Genomic DNA, 17986 nt, shown 5'->3' on the forward strand with positions numbered 1-17986 from the left:
CCCCATGGGGACCGCCCCTTACTCACCTACTCGACACTCACCTGCTCGACCCGCGGCAGGCTCCTGCCGGTCAGGCCTTCTTGCCCAGCAGGTCCTCGACCTTGCCGCGCACCTCGTCCGTGGCCAGGCCGCGGATCGTCAGCGTGGTGCGGCGGCGCAGCACGTCGTCCGCGGTCTCGGCCCACTCGTTGTCACGGGCGTAGACGACCTGGGCCCAGATCTCCGGGGCGTCCGGGTGGACGCGCTCGGCGAGCTCCGGGTTCTCGTTCGCCAGGCGGGCGATGTCGAAGGAGAGCGAGCCGTAGTGCGTCGCCAGGTGCTGGGCGGTGTCGGCGGCCATCCGCGGGCCCGGGGCCGGGCCGTCGACCAGGAGGCGGTGGGCGACCGCGCGCGGGTTGGCGATACCGGGCAGCGGCAGCTTCTTCGGCAGCTCGGAGACCGGCTCGTAGTCGTCGCCGAGCGGGTGGCCCGGCAGCGACTCCAGCTTCTTCATCACCGTACGGCCGATGTGGCGGAACGTCGTCCACTTGCCGCCGGCCACCGACAGCATGCCGCCGGTGCCCTCGGTGACGACCGTCTCGCGCTTGGCCTTCGAGGTGTCGCCGGGGCCGCCGGGCAGCACCCGCAGGCCCGCGAAGGAGTACGTGATCAGGTCGCGCGACAGCTGCTGGTCGCGGATGGAGAACGCGGCCTCGTCCAGGATCTGGGCGGTGTCGGCCTCCGTGACGCGCACGTCCGCCGGGTCGCCCTCGAACTCCTCGTCCGTGGTGCCGAGCAGCAGCATGTCCTCCCAGGGGAGGGCGAAGGTGATGCGGTACTTGTCGATCGGCGTCGCCAGCGCGGCCTTCCAGGGGGCGGTGCGCTTGAGGACGAGGTGCGCGCCCTTGGAGAGCCGGATGGAGGGCGCCGCGTCGGGGTTCTCCAGCTTGCGCAGGTGGTCGACCCACGGGCCGGTCGCGTTCAGGACCAGGCGGGCGTTGACGCCGAACTCGTCGCCGCTCATGCGGTCCTTGAGCTCCGCGCCGGTGACCCGGCCCTTGGTGAAGCGCAGTCCGGTGACCTCGGCGTGGTTGAGGACGGTGGCACCGGCCTCGACGGCCGCGCGGACCGTCATCAGGGCCATGCGGGCGTCGTTCATCTGGTCGTCGCCGTACACGGCCACGGCCTTCAGGTTGTCCGTGCGCAGCTCCGGCACGTCCTGCGCGGCCTTCGACGGGCTGAGCAGGTGGCCGACGCCGTCACCGAAGGCGGAGAGCGCCGAGTAGGCGAAGACGCCCGCGCCGAGCTTGGCCGCGCCGTGCGGGCCACCCTTGTAGACCGGCAGGTAGAAGGTGAGGGGGTTCGCCAGGTGGGGGGCCACCTGACGGGACACCGCGCGCCGCTCGAAGTGGTTCTCCGCGACCAGCTTCACCGCGCCGGTCTGCAGGTAGCGCAGACCGCCGTGGAGAAGCTTGGAGGAGGCGGAGGAGGTGGCGCCGGCGAAGTCGGCGGCGTCCACCAGGGCCACCCGCAGTCCCGACTGCGCGGCATGCCAGGCGGTGGAGATGCCCAGGATCCCGCCGCCGATCACCAGGAGGTCGTACGTCGCCTTGGAAAGCTGCTCCCGGGTCTCGGCGCGGCTCTGGTGGGAACCGGCAGCCGGATGCGTCCCGAGGGCAGGGACGCTCTGCAGGGTGGTCATGGTTCTTACTCCTCGGCAGCGTTCTCGTCGAGCCAGCCCATCGACCGTTCCACGGCCTTGAGCCAGCTCTTGTACTCACGGTCGCGGGTGCCCGCGTCCATGTGGGGGGTCCATTCGGCGGCCCGGCGCCAGTTGGCGCGCAGCTCGTCGGTCGAGGACCAGAAGCCGACGGCGAGACCGGCGGCGTAGGCGGCACCGAGGCAGGTCGTCTCGGCCACCATCGGGCGCACCACCGGTGCGTCGAGGAAGTCCGAGAGGGTCTGCATCAGCAGGTTGTTGGAGGTCATGCCGCCATCGACCTTGAGGGCCGCGAGCTCGACGCCGGAGTCCTTCGTCATGGCGTCGGTGATCTCGCGGGTCTGCCAGGCCGTGGCCTCCAGGACGGCGCGCGCGATGTGCGCCTTGGTGACGTACCGGGTGAGACCGGCGATCACACCGCGGGCGTCGGAGCGCCAGTACGGGGCGAACAGACCGGAGAAGGCCGGTACGAAGTAGGCGCCGCCGTTGTCCTCGACCGACGACGCGAGCGTCTCGATCTCGGCGGCGGAGTTGATCAGGCCCATCTGGTCGCGCATCCACTGCACCAGCGAACCGGTGACGGCGATGGAGCCCTCCAGGGCGTAGACCGGCTTCTGGTCGCCGATCTGGTAGCCGACCGTGGTCAGCAGCCCGGAGTAGGAGTTGATGGCCTTGTCACCGGTGTTCATCAGCATGAAGGTGCCGGTGCCGTACGTGGACTTGGCCTCGCCCTCGTCGAAGCAGGTCTGACCGAACAGGGCCGCCTGCTGGTCGCCGAGCGCGGAGGCGACGGGGATGCCGCCGAGCAGGTCGCCGAGCTGTCCGCCGGTGACCTCGCCGTAGACCTCGGCGGAGGAGCGGATCTCGGGGAGCATCTGCATGGGGACGCCGATGGACTGGCAGATGCGCTCGTCCCACTGCATCTCGTGCAGGTTCATCAGCATCGTGCGCGAGGCGTTGGTGACGTCCGTGACGTGCTTGCCGCCGTTGACACCGCCGGTCAGGTTCCAGATGACCCAGGAGTCCATGGTGCCGAAGAGGATGTCGCCGGAGTGGGCGCGCTCCTGCAGGCCCTCGACGTTCTCGAGCAGCCAGCGGGCCTTGGGACCGGCGAAGTAGGAGGCCAGCGGGAGGCCGGTCTCGCGGCGGAAGCGGTCCTGGCCGACGTTGCGGCCGAGCTCCTTGCAGAGCGCGTCGGTGCGGGTGTCCTGCCAGACGATGGCGTTGTGCACCGGCTCGCCGGTGTTCTTGTCCCACAGCAGCGTGGTCTCACGCTGGTTGGTGATGCCGATGGCCTTGATGTCGTCGCGGGTGATGCCGGCCTTGGAGACGGCCCCGGCGACGACCTCCTGGACGTTGGTCCAGATCTCGGCGGCGTCGTGCTCGACCCAGCCCGGCTTCGGGAAGATCTGCTCGTGCTCCTTCTGGTCGACCGAGACGATCCGGCCGTCCTTGTCGAAGACGATGCAGCGGCTCGAAGTGGTGCCCTGGTCGATGGCGGCGATGAAGGGGCCTGCGGTGTGTGCGTCGGTCACGGTGTGCTCCAGAAGTTCTTTGCTGTCGGCTCTCTGGCCTCTGTGGCGGTCATCGGTCGCTGTCGCGGGTCTACTTGAATGCGACGTTGTAGAGACCGCCGGCGATGGCGCCGCCGATCAGCGGACCGACGATCGGCACCCAGGCGTACGACCAGTCCGAGCTGCCCTTGTTCGGCAGCGGGAGCACCGAGTGGATGATGCGCGGGCCGAGGTCGCGGACGGGGTTGATCGCGTACCCCGTGGGGCCGCCGAGGGAGAGACCGATGCTGACCACGACGAGCGCGGTGATCAGGGCGCCGAGGGTGCCGAGGCCGTTGCCGCCGTCGTTCAGGCCCTGGGTCAGGATGGCGAGAACCAGGACGACCGTGGCGATGATCTCCGTGAGCACGTTCTGGACGTAGTGACGGATCTCGGGGCCGGTCGAGAAGATGCCGAGCACCGGACCGGCCGCGGGGGCGGCCTTCTGGTCGACCATGCCCTCCTCGACGGGCTGCGCCGCGAGGATCTCGGGGTCGGTCAGGTGGGCCTTGAACTGGCCCATGTAGGTGACCCACACCAGCACGGCGCCGATCATCGCGCCAAGCAGCTGCGAGGCCAGGTACAGCGGAACGTCGCTCCACTTGGTGCCGCCCTCGATGGCGAGGCCGAGAGTGACCGCCGGGTTGAGGTGGGCACCGGAGACGCCGCCCGCGAGGTAGGCGCCGGTCAGTACCGCGAAGCCCCACCCGAAGGTGATGGCGAGCCAGCCGGCGTCCTTGGCCTTTGAGCGCTTGAGCGTGACGGCGGCGCACACGCCACCGCCCAGCAGGATGAGCACGGCGGTACCGATGGTCTCGCCGATGAAGATGTCGGAGCTGGACACCCGCGACTCCTTTGTCCTTCGTCCAGGGGAAGGCGAACCCCGGGTCCCTCCGGTGGTTCGCGACCTCAGGTGAGGTCGTTGTGCCGGCCCTTGGCCTTGTCACACTCTAGCGCGTAATGCCGTTAGGTGTTCGACAATGCCGACCGATGGACGCGAGTCTCACCCCGTGGTTACTTGCTCGTCAAGAGTTCTGTTATTGAAAACACGATCGTTATTGATCGTTCCGCCTTATCGGACCGCGCCTGCCGGTCCGGGGCCCGCGTACGCCTGTCGATCGTCGCGCGGCTGGGTGCCACCTGCATGTTGAGGCTGCGCGGGGCGGCGACAGGGGGCAGGCGGCAGGGGGTGGCGGCGGGTGGGCCCGCGGGTCCTACGAGTGGGTGGGGGGGGGCGATGGCCCGCCTCAGAAGCGACCGGCTCCGAGATCGCGGGAGACGGCGCGCGCACAGTCCCGCACCGCGGCGATCAGCTCGGGCCGCAGCTCCCCGTCCCGGCAGACACGCTCCACCGCGCCGGTGACGCCGACCGCGCCCACCGGCATCCGCCGACGATCGTGGATGGGGGCGGCGACGGAGGCGATGCCCTCCCAGGTCTCCTCGACGTCCGCCGCGTACCCACGCGCGCGGGTCACGTCGAGGACGTCCTCGAAGGCGTCCGGGTCGGTCACCGTGTGCACGGTGAAGGTCTTGCTCTCGGCCTCGACGGCTTCGTGGTGCGCGACCGGGTCGTACGCGGAGAGGACCTTGCCGAGCGCCGTGGAGTGCAGCGGCTGCATGGCCCCCACCTCCAGGACCTGGCGGCTGTCGTCGGGCCTGAAGACGTGGTGGACGATGAGCACGCCCTGCTGGTGCAGGACGCCCAGGTGCACGCTCTCGCCGCTGGAACGGGCCAGGTCGTCGGTCCACACCAGGGCCCTGGCCCGCAGCTCATGGACGTCCAGATAGCTGTTTCCGAGGCGCAGCAGCTCCGCGCCCAGCTGATAACGGCCCGACGCGGAGTCCTGCTCGACGAAGCCCTCCGCCTGGAGGGTGCGCAGGATCCCGTGCGCCGTACCCTTGGCGAGGTCGAGGGTGGAGGCGATCTCCGAGAGGCCGAGCCGCCGCTCGCCGCCCGCGAGCAGTCGCAGTACCGCCGCGGCCCGCTCGAGCGACTGGATGTTGCGTGCCATCGCAGCCCCGACCTCCGTCCCCTCGCACTATGTCGCCGCACCTGTGTCGACGTTCGGCAATGCTGAACACTATCGGTCGTTGTCGACCTCTCGCTAATGCGCGGACAGACCGTGTTGCCCACGCTCCCCGTGTCAAGCATGCGAACGAGCCATGTCCGCCCCGCCCGTCCGTCTCGTGGACTACTTCACCGCGGGACCTTGGTCCCGGCTACCCTGGCCGAGTGCGCCCTCCAACCAGAAGGCGCAAAGCCGACAGCCGTCGCACTCCAGGGAGCTCTTTCATGGCCTCGTCGCCAACCCCGTCGTCGCAGCCCACGCCTGTTTCGTCCGAGAGCAGGACCCGAGCCGACGCCCTCCGCGAGGCCTTGGCCACCCGTGTGGTGGTGGCCGACGGCGCGATGGGCACGATGCTCCAGGCGCAGGACCCCACGATGGAGGACTTCCAGCAGCTCGAGGGCTGCAACGAAGTCCTGAACGTCACCCGCCCCGACATCGTGCGCGCGGTGCACCAGGAGTACTTCGCGGTCGGCGTCGACTGCGTGGAGACCAATACGTTCGGCGCGAACTTCGCGGCCCTGAACGAGTACGACATTCCCGAGCGGAACTTCGAGCTCTCCGAGGCCGGCGCCCGCATCGCCCGCGAGGTCGCCGACGAGTTCACCCGCGACACCGGTCAGCAGCGCTGGGTGCTCGGCTCGATGGGCCCGGGCACCAAGCTGCCCACCCTGGGGCACGCCCCGTACGCCGTCCTGCGTGACGCCTACCAGACGAACGCCGAGGGCATGATCGCCGGTGGCGCCGACGCCCTCCTGGTCGAGACGACCCAGGACCTCCTGCAGACCAAGGCCGCCATCCTCGGCGCCCGCCGCGCCCTCGACGCCACCGGCGCGAACCTCCCGGTGATCTGCTCGGTCACTGTCGAGACGACCGGCACCATGCTCTTGGGCTCCGAGATCGGCGCCGCGCTGACCGCCCTGGAGCCGCTCGGCATCGACATGATCGGCCTGAACTGCGCCACGGGTCCGGCCGAGATGAGCGAGCACCTGCGCTACCTGGCCCGCCACTCGCGCGTCCCGATCTCCTGCATGCCCAACGCGGGCCTGCCCGTCCTCGGCAAGGACGGCGCCCACTACCCGCTGACCGCTCCCGAGCTGGCCGACGCCCAGGAGAACTTCGTCCGCGAGTACGGCCTCTCCCTGGTCGGCGGCTGCTGCGGCACCACTCCTGAGCACCTGCGTCAGGTCGTCGAGCGGGTGCGCGGCAAGGAGACCACTCGCCGCGAGCCGCGCCCGGAGCCCGGCGCCGCGTCGCTGTACCAGACGGTGCCGTTCCGTCAGGACACCGCGTACATGGCGATCGGTGAGCGCACCAACGCCAACGGCAGCAAGAAGTTCCGCGAGGCCATGCTGGAGGGCCGCTGGGACGACTGCGTCGAGATGGCGCGCGACCAGATCCGCGAGGGCGCGCACATGCTCGACCTGTGCGTGGACTACGTGGGCCGTGACGGCGTGGCCGACATGGCCGAACTGGCGGGCCGGTTCGCGACCGCCTCCACACTGCCGGTCGTCCTGGACTCCACCGAACTGCCCGTCCTGCAGGCCGGGCTGGAGAAGCTGGGCGGGCGCGCCGTCATCAACTCCGTCAACTACGAGGACGGCGACGGCCCCGAGTCGCGCTTCACCCAGGTCACCGCGCTGGCCAAGGAGCACGGCGCGGCGCTGATCGCGCTGACCATCGACGAGGAGGGCCAGGCCCGCACCGTCGAGCACAAGGTCGCCATCGCCGAACGCCTGATCGACGACCTCACCGGCACCTGGGGCATCCACGAGTCGGACATCCTCATCGACACCCTGACCTTCACCATCTGCACGGGTCAGGAGGAGTCCCGCAAGGACGGCATCGCCACCATCGAGGCGATCCGCGAACTCAAGCGCCGCCACCCCGACGTGCAGACCACACTGGGCCTGTCCAACATCTCCTTCGGCCTCAACCCGGCCGCCCGCGTCCTGCTCAACTCCGTGTTCCTGGACGAGTGCGTCAAGGCCGGTCTGGATTCGGCGATCGTGCACGCCTCGAAGATCCTGCCGATCGCCCGCTTCGACGACGAGCAGGTCACCACCGCCCTCGACCTGATCTACGACCGGCGCGCGGAGGGCTATGACCCGCTGCAAAAGCTCATGGCCCTGTTCGAGGGCGTCTCGACGAAGTCGATGAAGGCGGGCAAGGCCGAGGAACTTTTGGCCCTGCCGCTGGCCGAGCGGCTGCAGCGCCGCATCATCGACGGTGAGAAGAACGGCCTGGAGGCCGACCTCGACGAGGCGCTGCAGGACACTCCGGCGCTGGACATCGTCAACAACACCCTCCTGGAGGGCATGAAGGTCGTCGGTGAGCTCTTCGGCTCCGGGCAGATGCAGCTGCCCTTCGTGCTGCAGTCGGCCGAGGTGATGAAGACCGCGGTCGCCTACCTGGAGCCGCACATGGAGAAGACCGACGACGAGGGCAAGGGCACCATCGTGCTGGCCACCGTCCGCGGCGATGTGCACGACATCGGCAAAAACCTCGTCGACATCATCCTGTCCAACAACGGCTACACCGTGGTCAACCTCGGTATCAAGCAGCCGGTCGCGGCGATCCTGGACGCCGCCGCGGAGCACCGGGCCGATGTCATCGGCATGTCGGGGCTGCTGGTGAAGTCCACGGTGATCATGAAGGAGAACCTGCAGGAGCTCAACCAGCGCAAGATGGCCGCCGACTTCCCCGTCATCCTGGGCGGCGCCGCGCTGACCCGCGCCTATGTCGAGCAGGACCTGCACGAGATCTACGAGGGCGAGGTGCGCTATGCCCGCGACGCGTTCGAGGGCCTGCGCCTGATGGACGCCCTCATCGCGGTCAAGCGCGGCGTGCCCGGCGCGAGCCTGCCGGAGCTCAAGCAGCGCCGGGTGCCGACCAAGGCCAGCACGGCGGTGCTTGAGGTGGAGGAGGCCGAGCAGCCCGCCCGCTCGGATGTGGCCACCGACAACCCCCTGCCCACGCCGCCGTTCTGGGGCAGCCGGGTGGTCAAGGGCATCCAGCTCAAGGAGTACGCGTCCTGGCTGGACGAGGGCGCCCTGTTCAAGGGCCAGTGGGGCCTCAAGCAGGCCCGCACCGGCGACGGACCCACCTACGAGGAGCTGGTGGAGAGTGAGGGGCGGCCCCGCCTGCGCGGCTGGCTGGATGACCTGCACACCAAGAACATGCTGGAGGCGGCCGTGGTGTACGGCTACTTCCCCTGCGTGTCCAAGGGCGACGATCTGATCCTGCTGGGCGACGACGGCTCCGAGCGCACCCGCTTCACCTTCCCGCGCCAGCGGCGCGGGCGGCGGCTGTGCCTGGCCGACTTCTTCCGCCCCGAGGAGTCCGGCGAGACCGATGTGGTGGGGCTGCAGGTGGTCACCGTCGGCTCGAAGATCGGGGAAGCCACCGCCGAGCTGTTCGCCGCCGACTCCTACCGCGACTACCTCGAACTGCACGGCCTGTCCGTCCAGCTGGCCGAGGCCCTGGCCGAGTACTGGCACGCCCGCGTCCGCTCCGAGCTGGGTTTCGCCGGTGAGGACCCGGCCGACGTCGAGGACATGTTCGCGCTGAAGTACCGCGGCGCGCGCTTCTCGCTCGGCTACGGCGCCTGCCCCGACCTGGAGGACCGCGCGAAGATCGCCGAGCTGCTCCAGCCGGAGCGGATCGGCGTCCAGCTCTCGGAGGAGTTCCAGCTCCACCCCGAGCAGTCCACCGACGCGATCGTCATCCACCATCCCGAGGCGAAATATTTCAACGCGCGCTGATCCGGCGCAGTCGTACACTGGTCGGTCCAGTGCAGGCCGGTCGCCTTCCCGTCACAAGGAGGCGACCGGCCTTCTCGTCCCTCATGGAAGGTGTGGTCGCCATGACCAGTACGGTTCCCGCGCTCGGCACCCGAATGGCCGAAGGTTCCGCATTGCAGGGCGTCCTGCTCGACATGGACGGAACCCTCGTGGACACCGAGGGCTTCTGGTGGGACGCCGAGGTCGAGGTGTTCGCCTCCCTCGGGCACGCGCTCGACGAGGCCTGGCGCGACGTCGTCGTCGGCGGGCCCATGACGCGCAGCGCCGGCTTCCTCATCGAGGCCACCGGCGCCGACATCACGGTCCCCGAGCTCACCGTGCTGCTCAACGACGGCTTCGAGGACCGCATCAGCCGCTCCCTGCCGCTGATGCCGGGCGCCGCGCGCCTGCTCGCCGAACTCGCCACGCACGCCGTGCCGATGGCCCTGGTGTCCGCCTCGCACCGCCGCATCATCGACCGCGTCCTCGACTCCATCGGCGCCCACCACTTCGAACTCACCGTCGCGGGCGACGAGGTGGCGCGCACGAAGCCCCACCCCGATCCCTATCTCCTCGCGGCCCGGGGCCTGGGCGCGGAGCCCGCGAGATGCGCCGTCATCGAGGACACCGCCACCGGCGTCGCCGCCGCGGAGGCCGCGGGCTGCCGGGTGGTGGCCGTGCCCTCGGTCGCGCCCATCCCGGCCGTCGCGGGCCGCACCGTCGTCCCCTCCCTCGAACACGTCAACCTTCCTTTCCTGCAAGGGCTGATGACCCTCTGACAGCTCCCGCCGGGACCCTGTTCGAGGGTGTGACGTTTCCCACTGCGGCGGGGGTCGACAGGGGTGGTGACGTATGCACAGGGTCCTTTTCGGGGTCACAGGGGCGTGGCGTTGTGTCCCGATTGATGGGAGCGTGCACGAAACCTTCCGGTGTCGGGTTATCGGTGTGTCCACGCCCGGTTTCGCAGCGTGATTGATACAGGGTTCACGCCCTCTCCGGCGCTCATCTGGTGCGGACTAATCTCGTCGCGAGAACATCGCCCCACCCCCCGTGCCCCATCAACCCTCACCCCGCGTTGCGGGATTCACGGGATCAAGAGCTCTGGAGAACGTCGAGCATGAACCGCAAGACTTTGGTGCTGCCGGCAGTCATAGGTCTGCTCGCCCCCGCGCTCGCCGCATGCGGTGGTTCGGACGGCTCGGACGGTGACAACCCGATCGCCGTCGGCACCACGGACGCGTTCGCCATCTCGAAGGATGTTCCGGCGCCCTTCGACCCGGCGTACGCCTACGACGCCGGTTCCTGGAACGTGCTGCGCCAGACCGTCCAGACGCTGATGGCCATGCCGCGCGGCGGCGGCGACCCGCAGCCCGAGGCCGCCGAGCAGTGCGGCTTCACCGACACGGGCAACGAGCGCTACACCTGCACCCTGCGCAAGGGCCTGACGTTCTCCGACGGCAAGCCGCTGACGGCCGCCGACGTGAAGTTCTCCATCGAGCGGGTCCGCGACATCAAGCTCAAGGACCCCAGCGGTTCGGACGGCCTGGTGTCCAACGTCGACGAGATCGAGGTCCAGGGTGACCGCGGCATCGTCTTCCACCTCAAGAAGCCGGACGCCACCTTCCCGTTCAAGCTGGCCACGCCCACCGCGGGCATCGTCAGCAAGGACCACTACAGCAAGAACAAGCTGCGCGACGGCTTCGAGGTGTCAGGGTCGGGCCCGTACACGGCCGAGCAGACGGTCGAGGGCGACCATCTGGTCAAGACGGTGTTCACCAAGAACCCCAAGTACAAGGGCGGGTTCAAGGTCCAGAGCGACAAGGTGGAGCTGCGTAACTTCGCCGACACCGACGCCATGGGCAAGGCGCTCGAGGACGGCGACATCGACCTGATGACGCGCACCATGTCGCCGAAGCAGGTCCAGGAGCTCTCCAACGGTTCGACCAAGAAGATCGACCTGGTCGAGATGCAGGGCCTGGAGATCCGCTACCTCGCCTTCAACACCGACGCGCCGGCGGCCAAGAGCAAGGCCGTCCGCCAGGCCGTCGCGCAGCTCGTCGACCGCGGCGCGCTGGCCTCCTCGGTGTACGGCTCGACCGCCGACCCGCTGTACTCCCTGGTGCCGTCCACCATCACCGGCCACGCCAACTCGTTCTTCAACAAGTACGGCAACCCGAGCACGGCCAAGGCACGCTCCCTGCTGAACAAGGCGAACATCTCCACCCCGGTGAAGATGACGCTGCACTACACCACGGACCACTACGGCCCGGGCACCAAGAAGGAGTTCGAGCTGCTGCAGAAGCAGCTGAACGCCTCCGGCCTGTTCGACGTGTCGCTCAAGGGCGTGCCGTGGGGCACCTTCCGCTCGGCCGAGCGCGACGGCAAGTACGCGGCGTACGGCATGGGTTGGTTCCCCGACTTCCCCGACGCCGACAACTTCCTCGCCCCGTTCCTCGACAAGGACAACTTCCTCGGCTCGCCGTACGTGAACGACACGATCAACGACCAGCTGATCCCGACGTCCCGTCGCGAGGCCGACCGGCTCGCCGCCTCCAAGAGCATCCGCAGGATCCAGGACATCGTCGCCGAGGACGTGCCGGTGCTCCCGCTGTGGCAGGGCAAGCAGTACATCGCGGCACGGGACGACATCACGGGCATCGCATGGGCGCTCAACTCCTCGTCCAACCTTCAGCTGTGGGAGCTCGGCCGCGGCGTGAGCGGCTGACCTCCACCCGGAGGCCGCGCCCACTTCCTCAAGTTCAGCGAAACGACCACAACACCAAAGGCACGTAAGTGAAATGTCGTAACCAGTGGCTGGCCCTTCCCCTCACGGGAGGGCTCGCCGCCGCCCTGCTGACCGGCTGCGGCTCGGAATCGGGCGGCGCGGGGGACACGGGCGACGCGGTCGTGATGGGGATGTCCGACGACGTCCTCGCCACCGACCCGGCATCCGGCTACGACCCCGGGTCCTGGCTCCTGTTCAACAACGTCTTCCAGTCGCTCCTGAGCTTCCCCAAGGGCGCCACGGAGCCCGAGCCGGAGGCCGCGAAGTCGTGCGGCTTCACGGACGAGAAGGCGAAGGTCTTCAAGTGCGAGCTGCGTGACGGTCTGAAGTTCAGCAACGGCAACGCGCTGACCTCGAAGGACGTCAAGTTCTCCTTCGACCGCATGCGGCACATCAAGGACGACGCCGGTCCGGCGATCATGTTCCCCATGCTCGGCCGGGTGGAGACCCCCGACGCGAAGACGGTCGTCTTCAAGCTGAAGTACTCCGACGCGACCTTCCCCAGCAAGATCGCTTCGGGTGCGGGCTCGATCGTGGACCACCGCGAGTACGACATGAACGCGCTGCGCCAGGACGGCAAGGCGGTCGGCTCCGGCCCGTACAAGCTGGACTCGTTCGGCAAGGAGCAGGCGGTCTTCTCCGTCAACTCCGACTACCGGGGCACCGCCAAGGTGAAGAACGAGGGCGTGGCCATCAAGTTCTTCCACGGCGACCAGAAGGGCCTCAAGAAGGCGCTCCTGGACGACAAGATCGATCTGGCCTACCGAGGACTCGCCGCCGCGGACATCGCGGACATCGAGCAGGACACCTCCGGCAGCAAGGACGTCGACATCGTCGAGGGCACCAGCGCCGAGGTCCAGCACCTGGTCTTCAACATGAAGGACCCGGTGGCCGGCAAGCTCAGCGTGCGCAAGGCCATCGCGTACCTCCTGGACCGGGACGCCCTGGTCAACGAGGTCTACGAGGACACGGCGACGCCGCTGTACTCGATCGTCCCCGCGGGCATCGGCGGCCACAACACCGCGTTCTTCGACACGTACGGTGCCCGCCCGCAGCGCGCGAAGGCGGCCGCCGCACTGCGCGGCGACGGCATCAACGGCAAGGTCAAGCTCACCCTCTGGTCGACCCCCTCGCGCTACGGCCCGGCCACGGACCAGGAGCTGGGGGCCATCGCCAAGCAGCTCAACGCCTCCGGTCTGTTCGACGCCGACGTGAAGTCCGTCGGCTTCGACCAGTACGAGAAGGACATCGAGGCCGGCAAGTACGGCGTCTACGTCAAGGGCTGGGTGCCGGACTACCCGGACCCCGACAACTTCACGCAGCCGTTCTTCGGCAAGGGCAACGTCCTCGGCAACGGCTTCGAGAACAACGCCATCACCGGGAAGATCATCCCGAGCACCGCCACGGAGAGCGACCGCACCAAGACCGACAAGCAGTACAGCGAGCTGCAGGACATCGTGGCCGAGCAGCTGCCCGTCCTGCCGGTCTGGCAGGCCAAGCAGTACGCGGTCGTCCGCGACAGCGTCTACGGCCTGGAGTCCTGCCTCGACGCGTCGACGGTCTTCCGCTTCTGGGAGATCAGCAAGGGCTGACGCGGCCCCCGCAGACACGACGGCGAAGGTGGCCGCCCCCGCGAGGGGACGGCCACCTTCGCCGTGCTGTGCGCCACTCGTTTCGTACGGGCTACTGCGCGCCGGGGCGCACCAGACCGCTCTCGTACGCGTATACCGCCGCCTGCACCCGGTCGCGCAGCCCCAGCTTCGTGAGCACGTGGCCCACGTGGGTCTTCACGGTCGTCTCGCTCACGAACAGGTCCGCGGCGATCTCCGCGTTCGACAGGCCGCGGGCCACCAGCTTCAGGACCTCGACCTCGCGGTCGGTGAGCGTGTGCAGGGTGTCCGGCACCGGCTCGTCGCCGGACGGCAGGTGCGCGGAGTACTTGTCGAGGAGGCGGCGGGTAATGCTCGGCGCGAGCATCGCCTCGCCCGCGGCGACCACCCGGATCGCCTGCACCAGTTCGTTGGCCGGGGCGTCCTTGAGGAGGAAGCCGCTGGCGCCGGCGCGCAGTGCCTCCACCACGTACTCGTCGAGGTCGAAGGTGGTCAGCACGAGCACCTTCGCCGGGCCGTCCCGGCCAGGGCCGGTGATCTGCCGGGTCGCCTCGACCCCGTCCATCCGCGGCATGCGGATGTCCATCAGGACCACGTCGGGCTGCAGCGCCCGCACCTGGTCGAGAGCCTGCAGGCCGTCTCCGGCCTCGCCGACGACCGCGATGTCCTGCTCGGCCTCCAGAATCATCCGGAAGCCGGTGCGCAACAGCGGCTGGTCGTCGACCAGTAGGACACGGATCGCCACGTAACTCTCCTTCGCTAGGCCGGGCCCATTCTGCCCTGTTCGCCCCCGGCCGACTCGGGCGCCCTCACAGGAAGCGGATACGGTGGGGGAGTCCCGCCGAATTCAGGACAGAGCGCCTGGTGATCGCACCAACCGCACAATTTGGTCGGCCGGGGCCGCCAGTTCCCCGTCTCCGTCGCCAGCTCGATCGCCTCCCACAGCGCGAGCAGCTTGCGCTCGACCCGCTCCAGGTCGGCCACCACCGGGTCGTACGTGACGACGTCGCCGCTGCCCAGATAGACGAGCTGCAGACGGCGCGGCACCACGCCCTTCAGCCGCCACACCACCAGCGCGTAGAACTTCATCTGGAAGAGCGCACCCTCCGCGTACTCCGGACGCGGGGCCTTGCCCGTCTTGTAGTCGACGATGCGGACCTCGCCCGATGGGGCCACGTCCACCCGGTCGATGATCCCGCGCAGCTTCAGCCCCGAGTCCAGCTCGGCCTGCACGAACAGCTCACGCTCGGCGGGCTCGAGACGAGTCGGGTCCTCCAGCGTGAACCAGCGCTCCACAAGCCGCTCCGCGTCCGACAGCCAGCGCGCCATGCGCTCGCCCTCCGGATCGTCCGCGAACAGCTCCGTCAGCTCGGGCTTCGTCTCCCGCAACCGGTCCCACTGACCCGGGATGAGTGACTTCGCGCGCGGCGCGGTGCGCTCACTCGCCGGGGCGTCGAAGAGTCGCTCCAGGACCGCGTGCACCAGGGTGCCGCGGGTCGCCGCCTCGCTCGGCTTCTCCGGCAGCTTGTCGATCACCCGGAACCGGTACAGCAACGGGCACTGCATGAAGTCGCCCGCGCGCGAGGGTGACAGAGACGCCGGGCGCACGGCCGTCACGGCGCCGTCGGTGCTGGTTTCCATGAGGACAGACCCTACGACCCGACACTGACAACAGCCGCATACCATCGACGACAGACCCTCTCGCCCTGCATGATCGTGCGGGTGACCGCGCCAGACCGGGGCGAGGGATGCTTCGAACGAGGGGACATCGTGGACGAAAGCGGCGGGAGCGGCAGGCCGCAGTCCGACGGCGCCGAAAGCCTGCGGCCGCGCGACACGGACGGCTCCCCGGAGCCTGCCCGTCCGGTCGGCACGGCCGACGAACCGGCGCACCCCGCCGGCCCGGCCAAGGAGCCGGAGCGCCCGGCGGACGCGCCCGACGAGCAGGAACGCCCGGCAGGCCCGGCCGGAGGACCGGCACAGCCGCGGCACGACAGCACGGACACCCCACCCCCGGCCGAGCCGCCGAGAGAGCAGCACCCCCCGGCCGGCACACCGCAACAGCCCGAGCCCCGGCCCGGCACCTCCCTCACCAAGGCACCGCAGGACGTCCAGGACACACAGGGCACGCAGGGCACACAGGGCGCACCGGACGAACAGCCCACCGCCCCCCGGCGCACCAGCGCCCCCGAAGGCCCCGCCGGCAAGAGCGGCCCCGTACCGCCCAAGGCCCAGAAGGGACCCGGCGGCGGGCTGCTCATGGGCAGGCCGTTCGGCGTGCCCGTCTACGTGGCACCCAGCTGGTTCCTCGTCGCCGCCCTCATCACCTGGGTCTTCGGTGACCAGCTCGACCGCGTCCTGCCCGAACTCGGCGGCGCCCGCTATCTGGTCTCGCTCTTCTTCGCGGTCGCCTTCTACGCCTCCGTACTCGTCCACGAACTCGCCCACACCGTCGCGGCCCTCCGCTTCAAGCTGCCCGTACGCCGCATCCAGCTGCAGTTCTTCGGCGGCGTCTCCGAGATCGAGAAGGAGTCCGAGACCCCCGGCCGCGAATTCGTTCTGGCCTTCGTCGGCCCCCTCCTCTCCCTCGTCCTCGCCGGTGTCTTCTACGCGGGAATGCAGGCTGTCGACCCCGGGACCGTCCCGGGCGTCCTGCTCGCAGGACTGATGATCTCCAACCTCATCGTCGCCGCCTTCAACCTCCTCCCGGGCCTGCCCCTGGACGGCGGCCGGATGCTGCGCGCCGTCGTCTGGAAGATCACCGGCAAACCCATGAGCGGCACCGTCGCCGCCGCCTGGGTGGGCCGCGCCCTCGCCATCTCCGTCCTCATCGGGCTGCCGCTGCTCAACCAGTCCGGCGTCCTCGGCGGCGAGGCCCAGGACATCGGCGGCCTGGACACCGTCACCGACGCCCTGCTCGCCGCGATCCTCGCCGCGATCATCTGGACCGGCGCCGGAAACAGCCTGCGCATGGCCCGCCTGCGCCAGCACCTGCCCGAACTGCGCGCCCGCACCCTGACCCGCCGCGCCGTCCCCGTCGAGGGCGAGACTCCCCTCTCCGAAGCGCTGCGCAGGGCCAACGACGCCGGGGCCCGCGCCCTCGTCGTCGTCGACCCCGACGGCGACCCCATGGCCGTGGTCCGCGAGGCGGCCATCGTCTCCGTGCCCCAGCACCGCCGCCCCTGGGTCGACGTCGGCGGCCTCGCCCAGGACATCACCGAAGGCATGCGCATCTCCGCCGAGCTCGCCGGCGAAGAGCTCCTCGACACGCTCCGGGCCACCCCCGCCACCGAGTACCTCGTCGTCGAGGAGTCCGGCGAGATCTACGGAGTGCTGTCCGCCGCGGACGTGGAGCGCGCCTTCGTCAAGGCCATGGCCCGCCCCTCCTAGGCCTCCGCGGAGGCCGCCGAAAGCCGCCGAGGCCGCCGGTGCCGCCGACATCATGGTCGGCGGCCCGCGCGGCTGCCGGTAGGCTGGTCACATGTCCGAACCGACCGGTGCCGCCCGCCGTCGCGGGCCCTTCAAGGTCGGGGACCAGGTCCAGCTCACCGATCCCAAGGGACGCCACTACACGTTCACGCTCGAGGCCGGGAAGAATTTCCACACCCACAAGGGTTCCTTCCCCCACGACGAGCTGATCGGCGCTCCCGAGGGCAGTGTTGTCCGAACCACGGGAAACGTCGCCTACCTGGCGCTGCGACCCCTGCTCCCCGACTACGTCCTGTCCATGCCCCGCGGCGCCGCCGTGGTCTACCCCAAGGACGCGGGGCAGATCCTGGCCTTCGCCGACATCTTCCCCGGCGCCCGCGTCGTGGAGGCAGGCGTAGGCTCCGGCTCCCTCAGCAGCTTCCTGCTGCGGGCCATCGGCGACCAGGGAATGCTGCACTCCTACGAGCGCCGCGAGGACTTCGCCGAGATCGCCCAGCAGAACGTGGAGCGCTACTTCGGCGGCCCCCACCCCGCCTGGCAGCTCACTGTCGGCGACCTTCAGGACAACCTCAGCGACACCGACGTCGACCGCGTCATCCTCGACATGCTCGCCCCCTGGGAGTGCCTGGACGTCGTCTCCAAGGCGCTCGTCCCCGGTGGCATCCTCTGCTGCTACGTCGCGACCACCACCCAGCTCGCCAGGACCGTCGAGTCCATCCGCGAGATCGGCGGCTTCAACGAGCCGACCGCCTGGGAATCGATGATCCGCAACTGGCACGTCGAAGGCCTCGCCGTGCGCCCGGACCACCGGATGATCGGCCACACCGGCTTCCTGCTCACCGCCCGCCGCCTCGCGGACGGCGTCGAGCCCCCCATGCGCCGCCGCCGCCCCGCCAAGGGCGCGTACGGCGAGGACTACACCGGCCCCAACGCCGACGGCGGCACCCCGCGCTGACCCGCGCGGCGGACCACGCCCAATGAGCAGGCGCCGCCGCCGCGTTAACAGGAAGAACCAGGGAAAACGCGGCGGGGCCGTGTGGTTTATAGGGGACCAAACTGGTT

12 protein-coding genes are annotated in these 17986 nt (G+C 69.5%); 6 read left to right on the forward strand and 6 right to left on the reverse strand.

Features of this window, described 5'->3' with window-relative positions; genetic code table 11:
• Positions 1–70 precede the first annotated feature (70 nt).
• The 4 genes from ACFVYL_RS18815 to ACFVYL_RS18830 form a co-directional block, all read right to left on the reverse strand.
• Positions 71–1681, reverse strand: coding sequence for an FAD-dependent oxidoreductase (locus ACFVYL_RS18815; protein WP_389717265.1), 1611 nt, complete (start codon positions 1679–1681; stop codon positions 71–73).
• A gap of 5 nt (positions 1682–1686) precedes the next feature.
• The gene (gene glpK, locus ACFVYL_RS18820) at positions 1687–3234 is read right to left on the reverse strand and encodes a glycerol kinase GlpK (protein ID WP_389717268.1); all 1548 of its coding nucleotides are present in this window, start codon (positions 3232–3234) and stop codon (positions 1687–1689) included.
• A gap of 70 nt (positions 3235–3304) precedes the next feature.
• Positions 3305–4096 (reverse strand): MIP/aquaporin family protein, encoded by a 792-nt coding sequence (locus ACFVYL_RS18825; protein WP_389717271.1) that lies wholly within the window; start codon positions 4094–4096, stop codon positions 3305–3307.
• Positions 4097–4499: 403 nt separating this feature from the next.
• A complete protein-coding gene (locus ACFVYL_RS18830; RefSeq protein ID WP_389717273.1) occupies positions 4500–5264 on the reverse strand; it encodes an IclR family transcriptional regulator in 765 nt (254 codons plus the stop codon).
• A gap of 281 nt (positions 5265–5545) precedes the next feature.
• Between ACFVYL_RS18830 and metH the strand changes: the two genes are divergently transcribed.
• The 4 genes from metH (at position 5546) to ACFVYL_RS18850 (ending at position 13477) form a co-directional block, all read left to right on the forward strand.
• Positions 5546–9082, forward strand: a complete 3537-nt coding sequence (metH, locus tag ACFVYL_RS18835) for a methionine synthase (protein WP_389717275.1) — start codon at positions 5546–5548, stop codon at positions 9080–9082.
• A 101-nt stretch (positions 9083–9183) separates the two neighbouring features.
• A complete protein-coding gene (locus ACFVYL_RS18840; protein WP_389717278.1) occupies positions 9184–9879 on the forward strand; it encodes an HAD family hydrolase in 696 nt (231 codons plus the stop codon).
• 338 nt (positions 9880–10217) lie between these two features.
• Positions 10218–11825, forward strand: a complete 1608-nt coding sequence (locus tag ACFVYL_RS18845) for an ABC transporter substrate-binding protein (protein WP_389717280.1) — start codon at positions 10218–10220, stop codon at positions 11823–11825.
• 68 nt (positions 11826–11893) lie between these two features.
• Complete coding sequence (locus ACFVYL_RS18850; RefSeq protein ID WP_389717282.1) at positions 11894–13477, forward strand: ABC transporter substrate-binding protein; 1584 nt, start codon at positions 11894–11896, stop codon at positions 13475–13477.
• 91 nt (positions 13478–13568) lie between these two features.
• Here the strand turns inward: ACFVYL_RS18850 and ACFVYL_RS18855 are convergent, their stop codons facing one another.
• Together ACFVYL_RS18855 and ACFVYL_RS18860 are read right to left on the reverse strand one after the other, a co-directional pair.
• Entirely contained in the window at positions 13569–14240 is a 672-nt protein-coding gene (locus ACFVYL_RS18855; RefSeq protein WP_030782872.1) for a response regulator transcription factor, read from the reverse strand.
• A gap of 14 nt (positions 14241–14254) precedes the next feature.
• Positions 14255–15136, reverse strand: coding sequence for a RecB family exonuclease (locus tag ACFVYL_RS18860; RefSeq protein WP_389717285.1), 882 nt, complete (start codon positions 15134–15136; stop codon positions 14255–14257).
• Positions 15137–15265: 129 nt separating this feature from the next.
• Between ACFVYL_RS18860 and ACFVYL_RS18865 the strand changes: the two genes are divergently transcribed.
• Positions 15266–16885, forward strand: a complete 1620-nt coding sequence (locus ACFVYL_RS18865) for a site-2 protease family protein (RefSeq protein ID WP_389717288.1) — start codon at positions 15266–15268, stop codon at positions 16883–16885.
• Positions 16886–16976: 91 nt separating this feature from the next.
• Positions 16977–17879, forward strand: coding sequence for a tRNA (adenine-N1)-methyltransferase (locus tag ACFVYL_RS18870; protein ID WP_389717290.1), 903 nt, complete (start codon positions 16977–16979; stop codon positions 17877–17879).
• Positions 17880–17986: the final 107 nt, after the last annotated feature.

The organism is Streptomyces sp. NPDC058308 (genome assembly GCF_042880275.1).
Lineage (GTDB): Bacteria > Actinomycetota > Actinomycetes > Streptomycetales > Streptomycetaceae > Streptomyces.